General features: G+C 60.9%; 21 protein-coding genes and 1 riboswitch. Of the genes, 10 read left to right on the plus strand and 11 right to left on the minus strand.

What is annotated here, in order from left to right:
- Nucleotides 1–45: 45 nt before the first annotated feature.
- Entirely contained in the window at nt 46–2,622 is a 2,577-nt protein-coding gene (locus ACODTY_RS01215; protein ID WP_488992466.1) for a TIGR02302 family protein, read from the plus strand.
- 35 nt (nt 2,623–2,657) lie between these two features.
- Complete coding sequence (locus ACODTY_RS01220; protein ID WP_488992467.1) at nt 2,658–3,032, plus strand: glyoxalase superfamily protein; 375 nt, start codon at nt 2,658–2,660, stop codon at nt 3,030–3,032.
- On the opposite strand, the gene ACODTY_RS01225 is transcribed toward ACODTY_RS01220, so the two are convergent.
- From ACODTY_RS01225 to ACODTY_RS01240, 4 genes are all read right to left on the minus strand, one after another.
- The gene (locus tag ACODTY_RS01225) at nt 3,022–3,879 is read right to left on the minus strand and encodes a LysR family transcriptional regulator (protein ID WP_488992633.1); all 858 of its coding nucleotides are present in this window, start codon (nt 3,877–3,879) and stop codon (nt 3,022–3,024) included. The two genes, ACODTY_RS01220 and ACODTY_RS01225, sit on opposite strands and share 11 nt — an antisense overlap.
- Before the next feature lie 198 nt (nt 3,880–4,077).
- The gene (locus tag ACODTY_RS01230; protein ID WP_488992468.1) at nt 4,078–4,461 is read right to left on the minus strand and encodes a response regulator; all 384 of its coding nucleotides are present in this window, start codon (nt 4,459–4,461) and stop codon (nt 4,078–4,080) included.
- A gap of 65 nt (nt 4,462–4,526) precedes the next feature.
- Nucleotides 4,527–5,069, minus strand: coding sequence for a hypoxanthine phosphoribosyltransferase (gene hpt, locus ACODTY_RS01235; RefSeq protein ID WP_488992469.1), 543 nt, complete (start codon nt 5,067–5,069; stop codon nt 4,527–4,529).
- Nucleotides 5,070–5,096: 27 nt separating this feature from the next.
- A complete protein-coding gene (locus ACODTY_RS01240) occupies nt 5,097–5,753 on the minus strand; it encodes a hypothetical protein (protein ID WP_488992470.1) in 657 nt (218 codons plus the stop codon).
- Nucleotides 5,754–5,934: 181 nt separating this feature from the next.
- On the opposite strand from ACODTY_RS01240, the gene ftsE reads away from it, so the two are divergent.
- From ftsE to ACODTY_RS01260, 4 genes are all read left to right on the plus strand, one after another.
- A complete protein-coding gene (ftsE, locus tag ACODTY_RS01245; RefSeq protein WP_056238266.1) occupies nt 5,935–6,594 on the plus strand; it encodes a cell division ATP-binding protein FtsE in 660 nt (219 codons plus the stop codon).
- Entirely contained in the window at nt 6,587–7,579 is a 993-nt protein-coding gene (locus tag ACODTY_RS01250; RefSeq protein ID WP_488992471.1) for a cell division protein FtsX, read from the plus strand. Before ftsE ends, ACODTY_RS01250 begins: the two co-directional genes overlap by 8 nt.
- A gap of 130 nt (nt 7,580–7,709) precedes the next feature.
- Nucleotides 7,710–8,390: a YdcF family protein gene (locus tag ACODTY_RS01255; RefSeq protein WP_488992472.1), complete on the plus strand. Its 681-nt coding sequence runs from the start codon at nt 7,710–7,712 to the stop codon at nt 8,388–8,390.
- A gap of 93 nt (nt 8,391–8,483) precedes the next feature.
- Nucleotides 8,484–9,266, plus strand: coding sequence for a lysophospholipid acyltransferase family protein (locus ACODTY_RS01260; RefSeq protein WP_488992473.1), 783 nt, complete (start codon nt 8,484–8,486; stop codon nt 9,264–9,266).
- A 53-nt stretch (nt 9,267–9,319) separates the two neighbouring features.
- Here ACODTY_RS01260 and ACODTY_RS01265 read toward each other — a convergent pair whose 3' ends face one another.
- A complete protein-coding gene (locus ACODTY_RS01265) occupies nt 9,320–10,270 on the minus strand; it encodes an aldo/keto reductase (RefSeq protein WP_488992474.1) in 951 nt (316 codons plus the stop codon).
- A gap of 398 nt (nt 10,271–10,668) precedes the next feature.
- The gene (locus ACODTY_RS01270) at nt 10,669–11,190 is read right to left on the minus strand and encodes a gamma-glutamylcyclotransferase (RefSeq protein ID WP_488992475.1); all 522 of its coding nucleotides are present in this window, start codon (nt 11,188–11,190) and stop codon (nt 10,669–10,671) included.
- A 98-nt stretch (nt 11,191–11,288) separates the two neighbouring features.
- Between ACODTY_RS01270 and ACODTY_RS01275 the strand changes: the two genes are divergently transcribed.
- A complete protein-coding gene (locus tag ACODTY_RS01275; protein ID WP_488992476.1) occupies nt 11,289–12,290 on the plus strand; it encodes a DUF2125 domain-containing protein in 1,002 nt (333 codons plus the stop codon).
- A 9-nt stretch (nt 12,291–12,299) separates the two neighbouring features.
- Here ACODTY_RS01275 and ACODTY_RS01280 read toward each other — a convergent pair whose 3' ends face one another.
- Together ACODTY_RS01280 and hisC are read right to left on the minus strand one after the other, a co-directional pair.
- Nucleotides 12,300–13,235, minus strand: coding sequence for a prephenate/arogenate dehydrogenase family protein (locus tag ACODTY_RS01280; protein ID WP_488992477.1), 936 nt, complete (start codon nt 13,233–13,235; stop codon nt 12,300–12,302).
- Between the two features lie 4 nt (nt 13,236–13,239).
- Nucleotides 13,240–14,349: a histidinol-phosphate transaminase gene (gene hisC, locus ACODTY_RS01285; RefSeq protein WP_488992478.1), complete on the minus strand. Its 1,110-nt coding sequence runs from the start codon at nt 14,347–14,349 to the stop codon at nt 13,240–13,242.
- Nucleotides 14,350–14,483: 134 nt separating this feature from the next.
- A riboswitch (SAM riboswitch) is annotated at nt 14,484–14,562 on the plus strand.
- A gap of 50 nt (nt 14,563–14,612) precedes the next feature.
- Here hisC and metA point away from each other — a divergent pair.
- Nucleotides 14,613–15,551, plus strand: coding sequence for a homoserine O-acetyltransferase MetA (metA, locus tag ACODTY_RS01290; RefSeq protein WP_488992479.1), 939 nt, complete (start codon nt 14,613–14,615; stop codon nt 15,549–15,551).
- Nucleotide 15,552: 1 nt separating this feature from the next.
- Here the strand turns inward: metA and ACODTY_RS01295 are convergent, their stop codons facing one another.
- Nucleotides 15,553–16,305, minus strand: a complete 753-nt coding sequence (locus ACODTY_RS01295) for a class I SAM-dependent methyltransferase (protein ID WP_488992480.1) — start codon at nt 16,303–16,305, stop codon at nt 15,553–15,555.
- 143 nt (nt 16,306–16,448) lie between these two features.
- Here ACODTY_RS01295 and gloB point away from each other — a divergent pair, with 143 nt between their 5' ends.
- Together gloB and ACODTY_RS01305 are read left to right on the plus strand one after the other, a co-directional pair.
- Nucleotides 16,449–17,216, plus strand: coding sequence for a hydroxyacylglutathione hydrolase (gene gloB, locus ACODTY_RS01300; protein WP_488992481.1), 768 nt, complete (start codon nt 16,449–16,451; stop codon nt 17,214–17,216).
- 16 nt (nt 17,217–17,232) lie between these two features.
- Complete coding sequence (locus ACODTY_RS01305) at nt 17,233–17,649, plus strand: cupin domain-containing protein (protein ID WP_488992482.1); 417 nt, start codon at nt 17,233–17,235, stop codon at nt 17,647–17,649.
- 4 nt (nt 17,650–17,653) lie between these two features.
- Here ACODTY_RS01305 and ACODTY_RS01310 read toward each other — a convergent pair whose 3' ends face one another.
- Nucleotides 17,654–18,316, minus strand: coding sequence for a lysoplasmalogenase family protein (locus tag ACODTY_RS01310; protein ID WP_488992483.1), 663 nt, complete (start codon nt 18,314–18,316; stop codon nt 17,654–17,656).
- Nucleotides 18,313–19,203: an aromatic amino acid exporter YddG gene (gene yddG / locus ACODTY_RS01315; RefSeq protein ID WP_488992484.1), complete on the minus strand. Its 891-nt coding sequence runs from the start codon at nt 19,201–19,203 to the stop codon at nt 18,313–18,315. Before yddG ends, ACODTY_RS01310 begins: the two co-directional genes overlap by 4 nt.
- Between the last annotated feature and the right edge of the window lie 14 nt (nt 19,204–19,217).

Below are 19,217 nucleotides of genomic sequence, written 5' to 3' on the forward strand. Positions count from 1 at the left end.
TTGGGAAGTGAGGCCAAGCCATAGCGGCCGGGCCCGGAAAGGCCGATGACAGAGCGACCTACCGCAAGCACAAGTAGCAAGCTGCCGAAAGGGTTGGCGCTAAGCCGCGCGGCCACGCGGCTTGCCATGATTGTCGAGCGCGGATGGCCGCTCGTCCTGCCGCTTGTCATCCTCGTCAGCCTTTTTGCGAGCGTGTCGTGGTTCGGCCTGTTCGGACGGCTGCCTGATCTGCCGCGCTTTATCGTGTTGGCGGTCTTTGGCGTCCTCGCCTTGATAACGCTCTACCCGTGGCGTCGTTTCCGACTGCCTTCTGCTGCCGAGGTCGATCGGCGCATTGAGAGCGCCAACAAGCTGCTGCACAGTCCGGTTCTGGCCCAGACCGACCGCCCGAGCGGAAACCCGACGGGTTTTGCCCAGGCACTGTGGCAAGAGCACCAGAAGCGAATGGCAGCAAAGCTCGGGCGGCTGGGTGCCGACCTGCCTTCCGCGCGTGTCTCTGATCGCGACCCGTGGGGCCTGCGCGCCTTGGCCGTTCTTGTGCTGGCTATTGCATTCGCTTTCTCCTTCGGTCCGCTGGGCGGAAGCCTGAGTGATGGCTTCAAGTCGCGAGCGAGCGCGGAAGCCATTCCGCCACGTATCGATGCATGGGTGACGCCGCCTGCGTATACCGGCAAGGCACCGGTATTCCTGACTGCTGATGCCAATCAGTCAACGGCCACCTTTACCGTTCCGCAAAACAGCGACCTGTCGCTGCGCGTGACCGGTGGGTCGGGCACCGAGACGCTGCTCTATCAACCTGCGGATGGCGAGGCGCTCAGTATCGAGCCTTCGGCAGGCCAAGCTGGCGCGACCGAGGCAAATCAGTCGTCCGGTTCTTCGGTCATGCAGTTTGCCAGCAAGCTGGTCGGCGACGGTCGATTGGTGCTCAAATCCGGCGAGCAGGAAATCGGGCAGTGGGCGTTTACGGTGACGCCCGACAAGCCGCCATCGATACGATTTGCCAGCGAACCGAAAAGGGCAGCCAACGGCGCGCTCGAACTGCAATACCAGATCGATGACGACTATGGCGCTGCCTCGGCAAAGAGCGAGTTTGAGCTGGCAGAAGCGCCGGCGCCCGGCGCGCGTCCACTCTATGGTGCGCCGGAGATGCCGTTGTCGCTTCCAAGGCGCGGATCGAAGGCGAATGCGGCCAAGACCACCAAGGATTTGACGGAACATGTCTGGGCGGGCGCACAGATCAAGCTGACACTCTCGGCAACGGACGGGGCTGACCAGATTGGCCGCAGCGCGACCAAGACAATGGTGATGCCGGAGCGCAGCTTTACCAACCCCCTTGCCCGCGCCGTGATCGAGCAGCGCCGCCTGCTTGGCCTTGATGCCAACGCCAAGGCACATGTGCTCGACCTCATGGATGCAATCACGCTGCGCCCCGAAGATACGTTCGACAACATGGCCCACTACCTGGCCATCATGAGCGCGCGCACCCGGCTCAAGATGGCAGGCAGCGACGACCAGCTTCGCGAGGTTGTGTCCTATCTTTGGGACGTTGCTCTCGGCATCGAGGAAGGGGATCTTTCTGCTGCCGAAAAGCGCATGAGGCAGGCGCAGCAAGCCCTGCAGGACGCGTTGAAGAACGGCGCCAGCGATGAGGAAATCGAAAAGCTGATGCAGGAACTGCGTCAGGCGATGAACGAGTTCCTGCGCGAGTTTGCCGAACGCAATCAGCAGAACCAGAATTCGGCGCAGATGCCGCAGAACAGTCAGGAACTGCGCCAAAGCGACCTCGACCGGATGATGGATCAGATCGAAAACCTGGCCAAATCCGGCAATCGCGACAGGGCGCAGGAATTGCTGTCGCAGTTGCAGGACATGATGAATAACCTGCAGGCAGGCCGACAAGGGCAGCAAGGCCAGCAGAACAGCGAGCTTCGTCAGCAAATGGACAAGCTCGGCGAGATCATGCGGCGCCAGCAGGAGATGATGAACGAGACCTTTCGCATGGACCAGATGCAGCGTGGCGATAACGGCGACGGGCAGATGGGCGAAGGCGAGCAGGAACAGCAACAGGGCCAAGGCCAGCAGGGCGAAGGCCAACAAGGGCAAGGCCAAGGTCGCCCGATGACGCCTGAGGAATTCGCGGAGGCCCTGAAGCAACTTCAGGAAGGGCAAGGGAAGCTGCAGGGCGACCTGCAGCAACTCGGCAAGGACCTGGAAGGCATGGGTATGGAACCCAACCAGGGCTTCGGCCAGGCAGGTCGTTCGATGGGCGATGCGCAACAGTCGCTCGGTCAGGGCGAAGGCGAGCGTGCGGTTGGCCATCAGGGGCGCGCGCTTGAAGCCTTGCGCCAGGGCGCCAAGGAGATGATGCAGCAATTGCAGGCAATGCAGGGCGATCAGGGCGGCAGCGAGCAGGGCGGACGCCAGCAGAATGCGGACCGCGACCCGCTTGGGCGTCCGCGCGCCACGCAAGGCCCAGATTTCGGCGATTCGGTGAAAGTCCCCGACGAGATCGATGTTCAGCGGGCGCGCCAGATTCTTGAAGCGATCCGCAAACGTCTTGGCAATGCGCTGTCGCCCGATGTGGAACGCAGCTACCTTGAGCGGTTGCTGGATCTCAAATGACCATCTTGCATTGCCAGCCATCCAAGTGAGCAGAGATGGCCAAGCTCGGTAGCGTCACGCCAATCCTGCGCATGTTCGACATCGTCAAGGCGCGAGAGTTTTATCTTGATTTCCTTGGCTTCCAGATCGAGTTCGAGCATCGTTTCGCGGAGAAAGCACCGCTTTACATGGGCATCGTTCGCGACGGTTGTGTCCTGCACTTGAGCGAACATCACGGTGACGGCAGTCCCGGTGCTGCGGCACGCATCGAGGTCAAGGACGTCGACGGGCTGCATCAGGAACTGATCGGCAGACGCTATGCTTATGCGAGGCCTGGCCTCGAGCACACACCTTGGAATACCAAGGAAGTCACGGTGACCGATCCCTTCGGCAATCGCCTGACCTTCTTCGAGGCAGTATCTAACGGTTGATGAAGGCTTCCCGGATGGCTTCTTCCATGCCGTCGATAGCCTCGCCGCGCGCCAAGGCATTGCGGCGAAGCACGACATTGGAGGAATCGACGTCGCCAAAACCGTCTGCTGCGGTCAGGGTGCGGCAGCCTTCCGGAATGTTGCTGCGGGAGATGGGTGCGATCGCCAAGCCTGATGTCACGGCCAGCTTGAGGCCGCCATTGGTGTCGCTGGTGTAGGCGATGCGGTAGGCAAGGCCGTTGCGCTCCAGCGACTTGATCGCGAAGTCACGGCACCAGCCTTCCCGGTTGTAGAGAGCGATCGGCACCGGTTGCTGTTCGTGGACCTTGTGGGAGGCAGACGTCACCCACACGGTCGGGTCATGCATGAGAACCTCACCGCCGGAAAAGTCCTGCCATTCGAAAACGACGGCCAAGTCCAGATGGCCGTCGGCGAGCGCCTGCTTCTGCGACCAGGAATGGGCGTAGCGAACCGTAACTTCGACCTTGGGGTGACGCTTGGCGAAGGCGCTGAGGGCGCGCGACAGGATCGAATGTCCATACTCTTCCGGAATGCCGATGCGTACCGGGCCGCCAAGGGGCGGTGCGCCCATCGCTGCGGCGGTTTCGTCGAGCAATGCGATGATGCGCCGGGCATTGCCGATGAGTTCGTCCCCGTGACGGCTTAGCGCCACTCCTCGCGAGCTGCGCTCGAAAAGCGAATGGCCGATCAGGCCTTCAAGCTTCTTGATCTGCATGGAGATGGCCGATTGCGTTCGTCCGGCGTGCTCTGCCGCCTTGGTAAAGTTGCCGGTTTCGACTACGGCTACAAAGGTTCGCAAGAGGTCGCTGTCGAGGGAAGGTCGCATGACGCCATAAGAAAATTTGATTGCCATCATAATTTCAATTCGTTTGCATCATGTCAAACGAAGGAAGATAGTTCTCGCACCCATTGGATATGCGGCCTTTGACGGCTGCGGACCAATAATTTGAGTCCTCACTCGCACCCGCATCCTGACAAAGGCTGCGGGTTCTTTTTCACCTGAAGAAGATGGCTGTCGTGAAGGTCAGGCGGCGGTCTTGACCGGGCAAGAGAGCGCCGCGTCAACCCGGCTGCGGATTTCCGCCAGCGTGAACGGCTTTTGCACGACGTCCAGAATGATGCCGTTCAATTCTTCCGCCCGCTCGCGCTGTTCGGCATAGCCGGTCATCAGCATGATTTTCATCGTTGGGAAACGGCCTGCTGCCGCTTTGGCCATTTCAATGCCGTCCATTTCCGGCATGCGGATATCCGAGACCACAAGATCGTAGCAGCCTCGTGCGGCGTCGATGAACTCCAGGCCCTGGGCACCGTCAGCGGCAACATCGATCTGGTGGCCGGCGCGCTCGAGCGCGCGGCTAACGAACATACGTACGGACTCGTCGTCCTCGACAATCAGAAGCTTGGCCATGGCGCCGATATTTGGCGATCAAACGTTGACGTTTGCTGAATTTGCCGAGCCTGATTTTACGGTGATCAGGCGTCGCCCCGCACGATGCCGACAAATGGCAACTCGCGGAAGGCGTGTGCGACGTCCATGCCGTAGCCGACGACGAAATAATCCGGGCAATCGAAGCCGACATAGTCGGCGTTCAAGGTCGTCTGGCGGCGCATGCGCTTGTCCAGAAGAACGGCGATGGAACAGCTTTTGGCGCCACGCGACATCATCAGTTCGCGCGTGAACTTCAGCGTCTTACCCGATTCCAATATGTCGTCGATCAAAAGTACATCGCGGCCCGCAACTTCATTGTCGATATCGCGCAATACACGGACTTCGCCGCTGGTCGTACCGGCGCCGTAGCTCGAGATGAAGATGAATTCGACTTCCGGAGACAGGCCGACATCATGCATGGCGCGGATCAGGTCGGCGGCGAAGACGAAGGAGCCCTTCAGAACGGAAACGACCAGCAGGTCGTGATATTCCTTGCCGGCGATTTCCTTGGCGAGTTCAAGATTGCGGCGGGCAATGGCCGATGCCGAAAACAGAACCTCGATCTCCTTGCCGCGCACGACTGGCATTCATTTTACTCCGGGAAATGACTTCGCTTATCCGGCGAAGGTGACCGATACGGTCTTAACACCGTTTCTAGGCACCTCTACGCGGCTGGAAAAGGCAAATCTTTCGCCCGGAGTCAGCGCCCGCTCGGATGTCCCCAACCTGTAGCGGGTGATACTGCCGTCATTGCCCGTAACGCTGATCTCAAGAGGCGGAAGTGGTGCCGCCGAAGTGCCGTTGTTGCCGGCTTCGCCATCCACGAAGAGTACTGGCCGCTCGCCAGATGCATCGACGCGCGAGGTGAAGGCAGAAATGACCAACGCCGACGAAGGGGCGTCGTGCGCTGCAAAAACCGTAGTGCTGACCAGCGCGTGACCGCCCGCGATCCAGAACGCTGCCGCCGCAAGACCCGTGCCAACCATCCAGAAGGCCGGCCCGCCGCGTTGTGCGAACAGACCTGCCGGCCCGGAATCCGTCCTGCGCAACATGTCCATGCCACCGATAGATGGCTGTGTGCTGATTGGTGCGCTTTGCAAAGGCTCCGTGTGTTCGACGGGTGAGTAACGGGGCAGGGTGACAAAGTCCGCATCGACAATGTCGCCTGATACCGGCGACTCCAGCCGGATAGCGGACCCTGCATCGGACCTGCCCTGTGGGCCGGCCATGATTTCGCCGGAAACCGGTCGTGCATTTAGCTGGTCAGCCATGCTGGCCCCTGTTCGCCTTCTGTTTCTTTCTGGTAAGCAAAATTGGTTAACGCTTCACCACTCACGCCGTTTTGACAGTCCAGAAAGTGCCAGTATTTAATCATTGGTTAACCATGCCGGATAATGGTCCTTCCCAGAAGAAGGGCACCTATTCGCCGTTTCAACCTTCAGGTCGTTTAACGTGATCCGCTTTGAAAATGTCGGTCTGCGCTATGGCATGGGTCCGGAGATCCTCCGTGACATCTCCTTGCACATCCCGCCTCGCTCGTTTCAATTCCTGAGCGGGCCGTCTGGTGCAGGCAAGACGACGCTGCTGCGCCTGCTGTTTATGTCGCTCAAGCCGACGCGCGGTCTCATAACCATGTTTGGGAAGGACCGGACCCGGATTTCGCGGACGGAACTGCCGCTCTTGCGCCGGCGCATAGGTGTCGTATTCCAGGATTTCCGCTTGCTCGACCACATGACAACCTATGAGAATGTCGCGCTGCCGCTGCGCGTCAGGGGACGTGAGGAATCCAGTTACCGCACCGACGTGGTGGAACTGCTGAAATGGGTCGGGCTTGGCGAGCGCATGCATGTTTTGCCGCCGGTGCTGTCAGGCGGTGAAAAGCAGCGCACGGCCATCGCGCGCGCCCTTATCGAACAGCCGGAAATCCTGCTGGCGGACGAGCCGACAGGCAATGTCGATCCGCAGCTTGCCCGCCGCCTTTTGCGGTTGTTCATCGAGTTGAACAGGCTCGGCACCGCGGTCGTCATCGCCACGCACGACCTTGCCTTGATGGAACAGGTCGATGCCCGCCGGCTGATTTTGACCAACGGGAGGCTGGACGTCTATGACTGATCAGTTCGACAGTCAGCATGACGATGCGGACATCCTGCAACAGGCAGCACCGCGCGAGCGCGCGTTGCGAAAGACTGCTCCGATCGTGCCGGCACAGAATGTGGTTGGCCGGGCGCTTATTGTCGTCATCGCCATCATGACATTCTTGTCCTGTGTCACCTTCGGCGCGGTGACCCTGGTGCGCGATACGGCCTCGGTCTGGGAAAACCAGATCTCGACGGAAGCCACGATCCAGATCAAGCCTGCCGACGGTCTCGACATGGAGGCCGCACTTGCCACGGCTGCCGGCATCGCCAGCGAATTTCCAGGAGTGAAGGCGACCCGGATCGTCGACCGCACGGCGACCGCGCGCCTGCTTGAACCCTGGCTTGGCTCCGGTCTCGACATCGACCAGCTGCCGGTGCCGCGTCTCATCGTGGTGACCATAGACGAGACCAATCCGCCCGATTTCGACGCGATCCGCGCGGCATTCGCGCCCAAGCTGCCGACGGCCTCGCTCGACGATCATCGTACTTGGGTCAACCGGCTGGTGGCGATGGCGCATACGACGGTGACCATCGGCGTCGCGATACTGGCGCTGATGCTGTCGGCGACCGTCATGACGGTGGTATTTGCTACCCGTGGCGCGATGGCCGGAAACGGCCACATCATCGAAGTGCTGCATTTCGTCGGCGCAGAGGCGCGATTCATCGCCCGCCAATTCCACAAGCAGTTCCTTCTGACCGGCATGAAGGGGGCTGCGATAGGCGGCGTTGCGGCAGTCGTCGTCTTCATCGTCTTTTCGTGGTGGTCCTCGCGCAATATGGCGACCCCGGAAGGCGACCAAGCCGCTGCTTTGTTTGGCAATTTCGCCATAGGTCTGGCGGGATACCTGGGGGTCGTCATGGTAGTCGTCGTCATCGGCGCGCTGACTGCTGCCACTTCACATGCGACGGTAATTTCCTATCTCAGTGAGATCGATGATCGGCAGAGCGACATTGCGTGAGATGCAAACGCAATTCGATCACGGACAAAGACGGTTCGTAATACAATGTGCTACGCCCGTTTATCCAACAATGTAAATCACGGTTTACCATGACATGATGGATGGGAAGGAATTGAACGGAACGGTGGATATGGCAGCAGCGCCCAGTGTGGCGATGCGCGCGCCCCATCGCGTCTGGTCCGTTCTGCGCATTTGCGCCTTCCTGATCATTGGCGTCGCCACGCTGTTTGTCGGGGGTTTCGGCTGGTTTTCCAACCATGTCAGCCGTCTTTCAACGCCTGCCGATCCGCAAAAGGCGGATGCCATCATCGTTTTGACGGGTGGCCAGTCGCGCCTCGATGCAGCGATGGAGCTGCTCGAATCCGGCAAGGGCGAGCGACTTTTGATCAGCGGCGTGCATCCGGCCGCCAGCCGGCGGCAGTTGCAACTGGCAACGGGCGGCGACACCAAACTGTTTTCCTGCTGCGTCGACATCGATCGCGCGGCGCTGGACACAATCGGCAATGCAGAAGAAAGCGCCAAGTGGGTCGAACGCCATGCCTATGGCAGCGTTATCCTCGTGACCAACAACTACCACATGCCGCGCAGCCTCTTGGAAATGAGCCGGCTGTTGCACAATGCCCGGCTTGAGCCTTACCCGGTTGTCAACTCAAAGCTCGATGACGGTAGCTGGCTGACCAAGCCGCAGGCGCTGCGCGTGCTGTTCACCGAATACAACAAGTACCTGCTGGCGCTGGTGCGCGGCGTGGTTCCTATGCGGGCCACGCATGAAGGTGTCTCGCTCGCTGAAGCGTCGGTAATCGAGAACTGACAAAAGCGCAGCGGCGACTGCCTCCACCCGTTTCCATTTTCCGTTGTCATGGTGTAACCAAGCGCGACCTTCGTCCTCGGGCTGTTCCTGCAAATGCTCTATATCCGTTCGCTGGCATTCAACTTCGTCTTCTATGTCAGCCTGATCGTCCAGATGATCTTCTGGGCGCCCTTTTACTTCCTGTCGTCGCGCCGCCTGGCTTGGTTCGTGCCGAAATTCTGGTCGCGCTCGAGCCTGTGGCTCTATGAGAAGATGGCGTTGACGAAGAGCGAGATCAGCGGACAGGAGAACTTGCCCGAAGGCTCGTTCATCCTCGCGCCCAAACATCAATCCTTCTGGGACGCGATTGCCTTTTTCCCCTTTCTCAAGGACCCGCTCTACATCCTCAAGCGGGAGCTGACGTGGATTCCGTTTTTCGGCTGGTATGTGCTGAAGATGCGGATGATCCCTGTCCACCGTGGCAGCCGGTCGAGGGCCTTGAAGGCCGTCGTGGCGGCTACGAAGGCGGAAATGGCGCGCAATCCGCGCCAGCTCATTATCTACCCGGAAGGCACGCGTCGTGCGCCTGGCGACGAGCCAAACTACAAATGGGGTATCGTCGAGCTTTATTCCGAGCTCGGCATTCCGGTGGTTCCGGTCGCTCACATGGCCGGTCTCTACTGGCCGCGCCGCAAGTTCCTGCGCTTTCCCGGCACGGTCAAGGCGCGGTTCCTTAAGCCGATCCCGGCCGGTCTCGGCAAGGAAGAATTCATGCAGCGGCTGATCTCGGAAACGGAAGCGGCCTGCGACCAGATATTGATCGATGCTGCGCAGGCACCGAACCCGCCGCCGCTGCCGCCGACTGCCGTCAAGCGGCTTAAGGAACTGGGCGTATAGAGCGTTTCATGGTTCTATCTAACGATGACACGCTCTAGCCATCACGCTGAGGTTCAAGGCGCGCTTGCCGTGTCGAGCTGATCCATATCCGCGCCGGTCAGTTGCAGTGAAACGGCCTTGATCAGGCTATCCACCTGCTTGACCGATGTTGCACTGGCAATCGGCGCGGTGATGCCGGGGCGGGCCATGATCCATGCGAGTGCAACCTCGGCCTGGGTGGCGGCATGGCGATGCGCGACACTATCCAGCGCGGCCAGTATGCGCAGGCCGCGTTTGTTCAGATAAGAACGGATACTGCCGCCGCGCGCGCTTTTGCCAAGGTCGGCTTCGCTGCGGTATTTGCCGCTCAGGAACCCTTTCGCCAGCCCGTAGTAGCTGATGACGCCGATCTGGTTGGCCATGCAAAGGTCGCGCAGGGGACCGTCAAGATCGCTGCGGTCATAGAGATTGTAGGCAGGCTGCAGCACCTCATAGCGTGGCAGGCCATGATGGCTGGCAGTATCCAGAGCCGCTTTCAGTTGCCCGGCATCCAGATTGCAGGCGCCGGCAAAGCGTATCTTGCCTTTCTCGATCAGGCGCTGGTAGGCGCCCAGCGTTTCGGCGTAGGGCACGGTCGGATCTGCCCAATGCGAAAGGTAGAGGTCGATCGCATCGGTTTGCAGCCGCTTTAGCGAAGCTTCGACTGCGCGCTCGATATAGACCGGGGAAAGATCGATACGGCCCTGTCCCATATCGGAGCCGACCTTGGTGACAAGAACAATCCGGGCGCGGTTGCCGCGCTTTTTCATCCATTTGCCAATGATGGTTTCCGATTCGCCGCCACTGTTTCCCGGTACCCAGCGCGAGTAGGAATCAGCCGTATCGACGGCATTCAGTCCTGCGTCGAAGAAGCGGTCCAGCAGATCGAAGGACGTCTTTTCGTCGGCGGTCCAGCCGAACACATTGCCGCCGAAAACCAGCGGAGCGATTTCAAGGTCGGTGCGACCGAGGCGGCGCTTTTGCAATGTCCAGTCTCCACGAATCAAAGCTGCGCTCAGCGGCATGAAGAATCAGCGCCGAACGAAGCAGTAGCTAGGTCGTGAACTCATAAATATGATCGAAATGGTGTGAGGCCATCTGTTCGGATACGCGGAAAAAGAGCGAAGGAAATGTCATTCATTTTCAAGCTCTTTTGACAAAGTAGCCGGGCAGATGGACCACATCCGAAGGACGCCGGAACGGCTGCAAGCTGCCGCGTCGAACCGCTCGGCCGATGGTCCGCATCGACCTTCGCGCTTCTCCTCGCATCTTTTTGCCGTTCCAGGCGCCATTTCGATCATATTTATGAGTCCACGACCTAATACAGCCTAAGGATTGGATTGGCAGGGTCAAACCTCGTTCCGGGATTTGACGCGGAACGCCTTCACGAATGCGCGACCTGTTTTGCCACGCCTTCGAGCCAATGGTCGCGAATGCCGAGCTTATGCAAGTGTTCGACGGTACTGGCCAGATATTCCTCGTTGCGTCCGGATTGGCCGACAGCGCCTTGCACCACGGTTGCAGCCTCGGTTTCGCTCAATGCGCCCGCATATTGCTCGTGGGCGCGGTCTGCCACATAGGCCACCGCTTCTACCGTTTCCCCGGTCTCGAGCCGCGCCGTTAGCGTCTTTTCCAGATAGACGCTTGTCACCTGCTCGCGCTCGCGCAGGTAGCCGATAACATCTTCGCGCGCCGCTCCATCGACCTTGAATGCCACGCCGACGCAGGAACCGCCCCGGTCCAGCCCAAGCACCAACCCTGGCCGCTCGCGCGTTCCGCGATGGACGAAGGAATAGACGCAAAGCGAACGCCGGTAGCCGAACAACCGGGCGCGGCGCGTTTCCAGATGCGCAAAACCGGGTCGCCAGATCAGTGAGCCGTAGCCAAAAACCCAAAAATCGCCCATATCGCCAAGCCAAGTTGGAAGGCGCGCGGCAGTGGCCGTGAGCCGGTCAGAAAGCGTCGGGACATCCGGCGCACCCACGGGTTAGCGAGAGCGGCAGCATGACGTCAAGTGAGCAAGTGGTATCAAAGCGGCGGCGCAGGCTGCTGCCGTGGCTCCTCGTTCTGCTGGTGCTGCTGTTCGGCCTCTACAGTGGCGGATGGTTTTATCTTGCCGACAAGATCAGGGGTGAATTCGGACAGACGATTGCGGAGTTGAGTGCGAGAGGCATCGAGGCCGATTGCGCGAACTTCCGCGTCAGCGGCTATCCGCTGCGGCTCGCTATCGATTGCGACGGCATGGCCTACGAGGACGATGCCGGCAATATTGCCGCCTCCGCTGGAGCGTTGGCCGCCGTGACCAGTCTCGCCCGACCGCTGGTGGCTGACGCCACTCTTCGCGGGCCGCTGCGCACCGTTGCGCCCGGCATGCCGCCGCTGTGGCTGGACTGGGACAACCTCAACGCCAGCGCAAAGCTGTTCTGGCCGCTGCCGCGAAAGGTTTCGCTGGCGGCGGATGGCTTCTCAGGACAGACGGACCCGTCTGACGAAAGCGACCCCGTGCAGTTGTTCAGCGCGACCAAGGCGCAAGTGGATCTGGAACCCAATGGCCAAGATATCGCCTATACGGGCCGGTTCGAGGATCTGGAGATTCCCCCCGAGGCGCTCAATGGACGCACGGTTCCGCCGCTTGACGGGACCGGTGCGGTTACGCTGAAGAACGGTGTTGCCCTTGTGCGGTCCCGCCCGAAGAGCTTGCGCGGGCAAGCGATAGAGATCGCCAATCTCGAACTGTCATCGGGCGAGGCGCATATCTCGGTCTCCGGCCCTGCGGCGGTCGATGCCGATGGCCTGGTCGATGCCGATCTGGTCATCAAGCTGCGCAATCCGCAAGCTGTGGCTGCAATCCTCGCCACCGCCATTCCCGAACAGGCCGGTAAGATCAATCAGGGTTTCGCCGCGCTTGCCATGCTCGGCAGCGAACCATCGCTGCCGCTCAAGGTGGTCAAGGGCAAAGCCGTGCTGGGCTTCATCCCGCTCGGCAATATCAAGCCGATCGACTGATCCCGAACGTCAGGCTTTCGCCGGATGTTCGACCGCCTGACGGCCGAAGTCGGGGGCATCGATGTCCTGTCCCGCTTCGATGATCGACCGGCGCACGGCGCGCGTGCGGGTGAACAGGTCGAAAAGCTTGTCACCGTCGCCCCAACGGATCGCCCGTTGCAGGGATGCAAGGTCTTCCGAGAAGCGCGCGAGCATTTCGAGGATCGCATCCTTGTTGTGCAGGCAGACGTCGCGCCACATGGTTGGATCGGAGGCGGCAAGACGCGTGAAGTCGCGGAAGCCGGACGCCGAATATTTGATCACTTCCGACTTGGTGACGGTTTCCAGATCATCCGCCGTGCCGACGATATTGTAGGCGATGATGTGCGGCAGGTGCGAGACGATGGCCAGCGTCATGTCGTGGTGGTTCGGGTCCATCGTGTCGATGTTGGCGCCACAGCGACGCCAGAAGTCCGACAGCTTCTCAAGCGCCGCAGGATCGGTATCGGGCAGCGGCGTGAAGATGCACCAACGGTTGTGGAACAGGTCGGCAAAGCCGGCGTCAGGTCCGGACTTTTCCGTGCCCGCCAGCGGATGGCCTGGAATGAAGTGCACGCCTTGGGGAATGTGCGGCTGCATCTGGGCGATGACGGAAGCCTTGGTCGAGCCGACGTCGGTAACGATGGCACCCTTCTTCAGCGCCGGCGCGATTTCCTTGGCCACTTGCTCCGAGGCGCCGACGGGCACCGAGACGATCACCAGATCGGCGTCGCGCACGGCATCAGCGGCATCGGTGGTGTAATTGTCGCCGAGGCCGAGTTGCTCGGCGCGGTTCAACGTTATGGCGCTGCGGGTGGAGATGGCGATATGGCTGGCAAGGTTTTCGCGACGGATGACGCGCGCCAATGACGAGCCGATCAGGCCGATGCCGATCAGCGCGATCTTTTCAAACATGGGTTTGGGCATAGATCTATCTTTTCAGGAATTCGGTGAGTGCGGCGACTACGCCGCGATTGGCCTCTTCGGTTCCGACCGTCATCCGCAGCGCGTTGGGAAAACCGTAGCCGGCAACGCGCCGCAGAATATAGCCGCGGGCCGTCAGATAGGCGTCTGCCTCCGCCGCCGAATGGGAAGCCTCGTTCGGGAAATGGACCAGGAGGAAATTGCCGACGCTGGGCGTTACGCGCAGGCCAAGGCTGGTGAACTGCTCGGTGAGCCACGGCAGCCAGGTTTCATTGTGGGCGATGGCGCGCTCGACATGGGCGCGGTCGCGCACCGCCGCCGTCCCGGCAGCGATCGCGGTTGCCGTGACATTGAAGGGATCGCGCACGCGCTCGACCGCATCGACGATATGAGCCGGAGCGTACATCCAGCCTATGCGGGCGCCGCCAAGGCCGTAAACCTTGGAGAAGGTGCGGGTCATGACCACGTTTTCGGCACCGGCAACCAGTTCGACGCCGGCTTCATAGTCGTTGCGGCGCACGAACTCGGCATAGGCGGCATCGAGGATAAGCAGCACGTTTTTGGGCAGGGCCGCATGGAGGCGACGCACCTCGTCGAACGGCACATAGGTGCCGGTCGGATTGTTGGGGTTGGCGAGGAAAACCATCTTGGTACGGGGCGTGACGGCGGCGAGGATCGCATCGACATCGACGCGCTCGTCCTTTTCCTTGGCGATGACGTATGACGCGCCGGCGGCCAGGATGCAGATCTTGTAGGCGAGGAAGCCGTGCTCGGTGTAGATCGCCTCGTCGCCCGGCTGGAGGTAGATGCGCGCCAACAATGTCAGCGCTTCATCCGAGCCGTTGAAGCAGACGATGTTTGTGGCATTCAGCCCATGCACCTCGGCAATGGCTTCGCGCAGCTTCAGCGATGATCCGTCAGGATAAAACTCCAGCATGCCGGCGACTTCACGTGCAGCCTCGACCGCCTTGAGGGAGGGCCCGAGGGGATTTTCGTTCGACGACAGCTTGTGCAGCTTCACGCCTGCGGGTGCCGCGCTCTTGCCCGGCACATAGGCCTCGATGTCCAGGATCCCGGAGCGGGGTTGCGGACGTGCTTGATCCTGCGCAGTGGTCATCGTGCCAATTCCATAGGGGACGGAAGGTCTGAAAAGATGGAGCCGAAATACAAGCCGCGACGGGCAATGTCGAGGGCCAAGCGCTGGCCCAGCCCCCGGAACCGTTGACGATTTGCACGGCCAGGACTAGATAGGGGCTGTTCCGTGGTGATTTGGCCGGTCGGCTTGCAGCCACGTTAAAGAAGTCGCTAAACAGGCCGAGGATGACAAGTCCATTCAGACCTGCTGCGGTTTCGTCGCCGTTTCTGTTTGGAGTTCGTCCAATGCCGATCAAGATCCCCGATCAGCTCCCTGCACGCGAAGTTCTCGTTCGCGAAGGCGTCTCCGTGATGGACGAGCGCACTGCGATGCGGCAGGACATCCGTCCATTGCAGATCGGCTTGCTCAATCTCATGCCAAACAAGATCCGCACCGAGACCCAGTTTGCGCGCCTGATGGGGGCGACGCCGCTTCAGGTGGAGCTGACGCTGGTGCGCATCGGCAACCACAAGGCGCGGAATACGTCTGAGGAGCATCTGATCTCGTTCTACCAGACCTGGGAGCAGGTCCGGCACCGCAAGTTCGACGGCTTCATCATCACCGGCGCGCCGATTGAATTGCTGCCGTTCGAAGAGGTCACCTACTGGAAGGAACTGGAGCGCATCCTCGACTGGACGGTGACCAATGTTCACTCTTCCTTCTTCATCTGCTGGGGGGCGATGGCCGCCGCCTGGCATTTCCATCGCATTCCGAAATACACGCTTGAGAACAAGGCCTTCGGCGTGTTCCGGCATCGCAATAATGCGCCTGCATCGCCGTATCTCGCCGGTTTCTCGGACGACTTCGCCATTCCGGTGTCTCGTTGGACGGAGGTGCGCAAGGCAGACATTTCTGAAGGCTCCGGCCTCGATGTCCTGATGGAGTCGGATGTGACTGGTCCCAGCCTGCTCGCCGGCGATGTCGGCAACCGGCTCTATATGTTCAACCACATCGAGTACGACTCCACGTCGCTTAAGGAAGAGTATGATCGCGATGTCGCCGCCGGCGTCGAGATCAAGGTGCCGCACGGCTATTATCCGGACGATGATCCGGCGCGACCGCCGCTCAACCGCTGGCGCTCACATGCGCACCTGCTGTTCGGCAACTGGATCAACCGGGTCTATCAGACGACGTCATATGAACTCGAAAATGTCGGCCAGGGTTCGAAAATCGAAGGATCGTGAGTCAGCTGCCGTCAAAACGCATTCCGAGACCGGTCACGCCCTGGGGAGATAGCGACGGCACGAAGACGCGGCGCGAAGTGCGCTGGGCAATTGGAACACCCTGGTAGAGCCGTTTTTGCGCTTCCACGACTATGACGCCCGAAAAGATCGGCCAGAGCTTGCGCCCGACACTTTCCATGACGTTGTGGAAGCGCATCATGAGCCTTCGCCTTGAAGGCGGAAAGAACAGGGCGTCCGACCATGCTGCCGGAGTGAAGTTGGTTTCCCTGAGCAACTCGGCAAGCTGGGAACGTGAATAGGGCCTGCCGGTGCCGAAAGGCGTGTGTTCGAAGCGTGCCCATACGCCGCGGCGGTTTGGCACCACGATCACGACCCGTCCAGCCGGGGAAAGCACGCGCCAGATCTCGTTCAGTGTTTCGCGCGGATTTTCCGCGTGTTCCAGCGAGTGGACCATGAGCATGCGATCGATCGAGGCATCGACAAGCGGCAGTTCCTCGTCGAACACCAATGCTGTGGCCGTAGGGGCGTTCGGAGGCCACACGACCGCACCCTGCGTGGCGGGCATGAAAGCGAACACGCGCTCGGCATCGGTTCCGAACCGTTCAAGCCAAGGCAAGGCATAGCCAAGGCCGACGAGCCGCTCGTTCGGTACATTTGCCCAGATCGATGAAAGCGCCATCGTGATCGAGCGCTCGGCAAGGCGACCAAGCGGCGAGGCGTAGAAGGAACGCAGGTCGACAATGTCGGTATGCATGGAAAACCGTATCATGATCCCAAGTCGGATTGGGGACGGTAGCGGCGATGCGGCGTGAGTTCAACCAAGCCCACCCAATCGAGGGGGTGACATAACCGGACGCGCACCCTATGTCTGCGGCGACATCGACAGGAGAAATCAAAATGGCCATCGAGATCGAACAGTTCATGTGCCGCGAGGACAATTTTGGTGTCCTGTTGCGCGACCGGGATAGTGGCGAGGCCGCTCTTATCGATGCGCCTGAGGAAGCTCCCATCCTTGAGGCGATAAAGCGCACCGGCTGGCAGCCGACGACCCTTTTCATCACCCATCATCACATCGACCATGTCGAAGCCAACCTTGCCTTGAAGGAACGCTTCAAGCTGCGGATTGTCGGACCGGAGGCGGAGAAGGCGAAGATCCCCGGTATCGACGACACGGTCGAGGGCGGCTCGGTCATTCCGTTCGGCGGCGAGAAGATCGAGGTGATCTTTACGCCGGGCCATACGGCGGGCCACATCACCTATCACCTGCCCAAGGCAAAGCAGCTTTTCGCAGCCGACACGCTGTTTGCCCTCGGTTGCGGCAGGCTGCTCGAATGCCCGCCGCCGGTCATGTTCGAATCGCTGAAGAAGCTTGCTGCGCTTCCTGCCGATACGGCTGTCTATTGCGGCCATGAATATACGCTTTCCAATGCCCGTTTTGCACTGACGATCGATCCCGGCAATACCGCCCTGCAGGCGCGGGCCAGGAAGATCGAGGCGCTGAGGGCGGAAGGGAAAGCCACGCTGCCGACTACGATCGGCGAGGAACTGGCGACAAACCCATTCCTGCGCTGGGCCGATCCGGCAATCCGCAAGAACCTCGGCATGGAAAATGCGGCGGATGTCGAGGTGTTCGCGGAGATCCGCAAGCGCAAGGATAATTTCTGAGCGAGGTCGGCTTGCGATGACGCCCGCCGAAATCATTGCCGCGCTCGGCATGAGGCCGCATCCGGAAGGCGGCTGGTATGTCGAGACATTTCGCGATGCGCCGAACGGCGGGAGGGGTCATTCGACCGCGATCTATTTTCTTCTCGAGAGCGGCCAGTCTTCGGCCTGGCATCGCGTCAAGGACGCCGCCGAGGTCTGGCATTTCTACGCCGGGGCGGCGCTTCTGGTATCGATGTGCGCCGACGGCGGCAAAGTCAGCGAGCATCGGCTGGGTACAGACATCCTTGCCGGCGAACGGCCGCAATTGCTGGTGCCGGCGGGTTGGTGGCAGACTGCGCGAAGCACGGGGGATTGGACCTTGGTCGGTTGCACAGTCGCGCCTGGATTCGACTTTGCCCAGTTCGAGATGGCCGAACCGGGCTGGAAGCCGTAAGCGATCAGAGCACCGCGCCAAGCGCTATTGCGAGATGGCCGACATAGCGTAGTGCCCATACTGCGTACGGCCACAATGCGTGTCGAGGCGAAGGCTCCGGAGCCGGGAGCCTCGCCGCAAGGCTGGCGGCGCCTGACCCCAGCAACAACAAGGTGCCGGCTATGATCGTTGGCGTGGTCATCAAGGCCGAGAACGCCATGACCAGCAGTGCGAGTGCATAGGCCAGGACGGGCAGACGCAGACGGCGGCCCATGCGCGTCCATGACCACATGAGGACCGCAAAGGTGAGGGCTGTCATGACGGCAGCGAGCGCCGGTCGCCAGGGCTCCGATGTCAGAAGACCAAATGCGCCATAGGTAAAAAACAGCAGGCCGAAGGCGAGGAAGGCACCGACGGCCGCCGTGAAACCGGCAACGGACATTCTGGCGTTGGGTTGCGAGGAAAACGCGTCGGATGCCGCGCTCAGCGCAAGCGCTCCGGCAAGCAGCAGCGGTGCGTCCTGTTCGAAAGCGAGCACGGCGAGCAGGCCGATGGCTAATGTCTTGATGGCCGAACGGCGCAGCGACGGCGGCATGGAAAGGCTGAAGGCATAGCCTATGGCCGCCAGCACCGAGAAGACGACAGTGGCGTTGGCAAATGTTTCGATGCCGCCGGAAAACGGCATCATGCTTTTACGCTCGCAGTGGCGGTTCGCTTTGCAAACAGCAGTGACTTTGCCGCCAGCACTGCGCCGCCGGTGATGAGCAGGCAGGCGGCGAGAATGCGCAGGCTGGGCTCGGCAAAGCCGGCAACGATCAACACCAGCGTCGACAGAAGCGGGGCTGCGTAACTGGCCGCGCCCAGCACCTGGATATTGCCACGCTTCACGCCGATGTCCCAGGCATAGAAGGCAGCGCCGACCGGCATCAGACCGAGGCCGAGCACCGCCAGCCATTGGCCGGCATTTGCCGGGAGCACGGTCTGTTCAAGCGCGAAGTGGCAGGCCAGCGAAAGGATCGCGGTTGCCGCGCAAAACCACGTAACGATTGTTGTGGGGACCGAGGGAAAGCGGCGCGACAAAAGCGAGTAGGATGACCATAACACGGCGCAGACGGCGGCCATGGCATAGCCGAAGGCATAGCGCGCATCGAAGGCAAGACCTGCACCCTTGGTGACGATCAGGAAGGTTCCGGCAAGGCCGAGCAGGGCGCCGACGATGTGGTTCCAGGCCAGCTTTTCGCCGGGCATCAGGGCGGAGCCCAGCACGATCAGCAGCGGCCACATATAGGCGATCAGGCTTGCCTCGACAGCCGGGGCGTTGCGCAGCGCGGTGAAGTAGAAAAAGTGATAGCCGAACAGGCCGGCGATGCCGATGACCCAGACCTGCAACGGTATTTTCACGGACGTGGCCGGCTTCGGCATTATGAGACGGGCGACAAGGCCGACAAAGGTGCCGATGGTGAAGGTGATTGCCGAGAGCAGGAACGGCGGCACCTGGCCGGAGGCGTCGGTCAAAAGCGCCAGCAGCGCCCACATGGCAACCGCCGAAAAGCCTATCAGTGTCGCCCGCCCCATGGTTTCGTCCCGGC

The sequence above is a fragment of the Mesorhizobium sp. FG116 genome (assembly GCF_057809835.1).

Coding starts and splice junctions, on each gene's coding strand:
- ACODTY_RS01280 (WP_488992477.1), bottom strand. CDS start 13,235: ATGCCCAAACCCATGTTTGAAAAGATCGCGCTGATCGGCATCGGCCTG.
- ACODTY_RS01310 (WP_488992483.1), bottom strand. CDS start 18,316: ATGATGCCGTTTTCCGGCGGCATCGAAACATTTGCCAACGCCACTGTC.
- ACODTY_RS01275 (WP_488992476.1), top strand. CDS start 11,289: ATGACGTCAAGTGAGCAAGTGGTATCAAAGCGGCGGCGCAGGCTGCTG.
- ACODTY_RS01240 (WP_488992470.1), bottom strand. CDS start 5,753: ATGGCTGACCAGCTAAATGCACGACCGGTTTCCGGCGAAATCATGGCC.
- ACODTY_RS01220 (WP_488992467.1), top strand. CDS start 2,658: ATGGCCAAGCTCGGTAGCGTCACGCCAATCCTGCGCATGTTCGACATC.
- metA (WP_488992479.1), top strand. CDS start 14,613: ATGCCGATCAAGATCCCCGATCAGCTCCCTGCACGCGAAGTTCTCGTT.
- ACODTY_RS01270 (WP_488992475.1), bottom strand. CDS start 11,190: ATGGGCGATTTTTGGGTTTTTGGCTACGGCTCACTGATCTGGCGACCC.
- ACODTY_RS01250 (WP_488992471.1), top strand. CDS start 6,587: ATGACTGATCAGTTCGACAGTCAGCATGACGATGCGGACATCCTGCAA.
- ACODTY_RS01305 (WP_488992482.1), top strand. CDS start 17,233: ATGACGCCCGCCGAAATCATTGCCGCGCTCGGCATGAGGCCGCATCCG.
- hpt (WP_488992469.1), bottom strand. CDS start 5,069: ATGCCAGTCGTGCGCGGCAAGGAGATCGAGGTTCTGTTTTCGGCATCG.
- ACODTY_RS01230 (WP_488992468.1), bottom strand. CDS start 4,461: ATGGCCAAGCTTCTGATTGTCGAGGACGACGAGTCCGTACGTATGTTC.
- yddG (WP_488992484.1), bottom strand. CDS start 19,203: ATGGGGCGGGCGACACTGATAGGCTTTTCGGCGGTTGCCATGTGGGCG.
- ACODTY_RS01225 (WP_488992633.1), bottom strand. CDS start 3,879: ATGCGACCTTCCCTCGACAGCGACCTCTTGCGAACCTTTGTAGCCGTA.
- ACODTY_RS01215 (WP_488992466.1), top strand. CDS start 46: ATGACAGAGCGACCTACCGCAAGCACAAGTAGCAAGCTGCCGAAAGGG.
- gloB (WP_488992481.1), top strand. CDS start 16,449: ATGGCCATCGAGATCGAACAGTTCATGTGCCGCGAGGACAATTTTGGT.
- ACODTY_RS01255 (WP_488992472.1), top strand. CDS start 7,710: ATGGCAGCAGCGCCCAGTGTGGCGATGCGCGCGCCCCATCGCGTCTGG.
- ACODTY_RS01295 (WP_488992480.1), bottom strand. CDS start 16,305: ATGCATACCGACATTGTCGACCTGCGTTCCTTCTACGCCTCGCCGCTT.
- hisC (WP_488992478.1), bottom strand. CDS start 14,349: ATGACCACTGCGCAGGATCAAGCACGTCCGCAACCCCGCTCCGGGATC.
- ACODTY_RS01260 (WP_488992473.1), top strand. CDS start 8,484: ATGCTCTATATCCGTTCGCTGGCATTCAACTTCGTCTTCTATGTCAGC.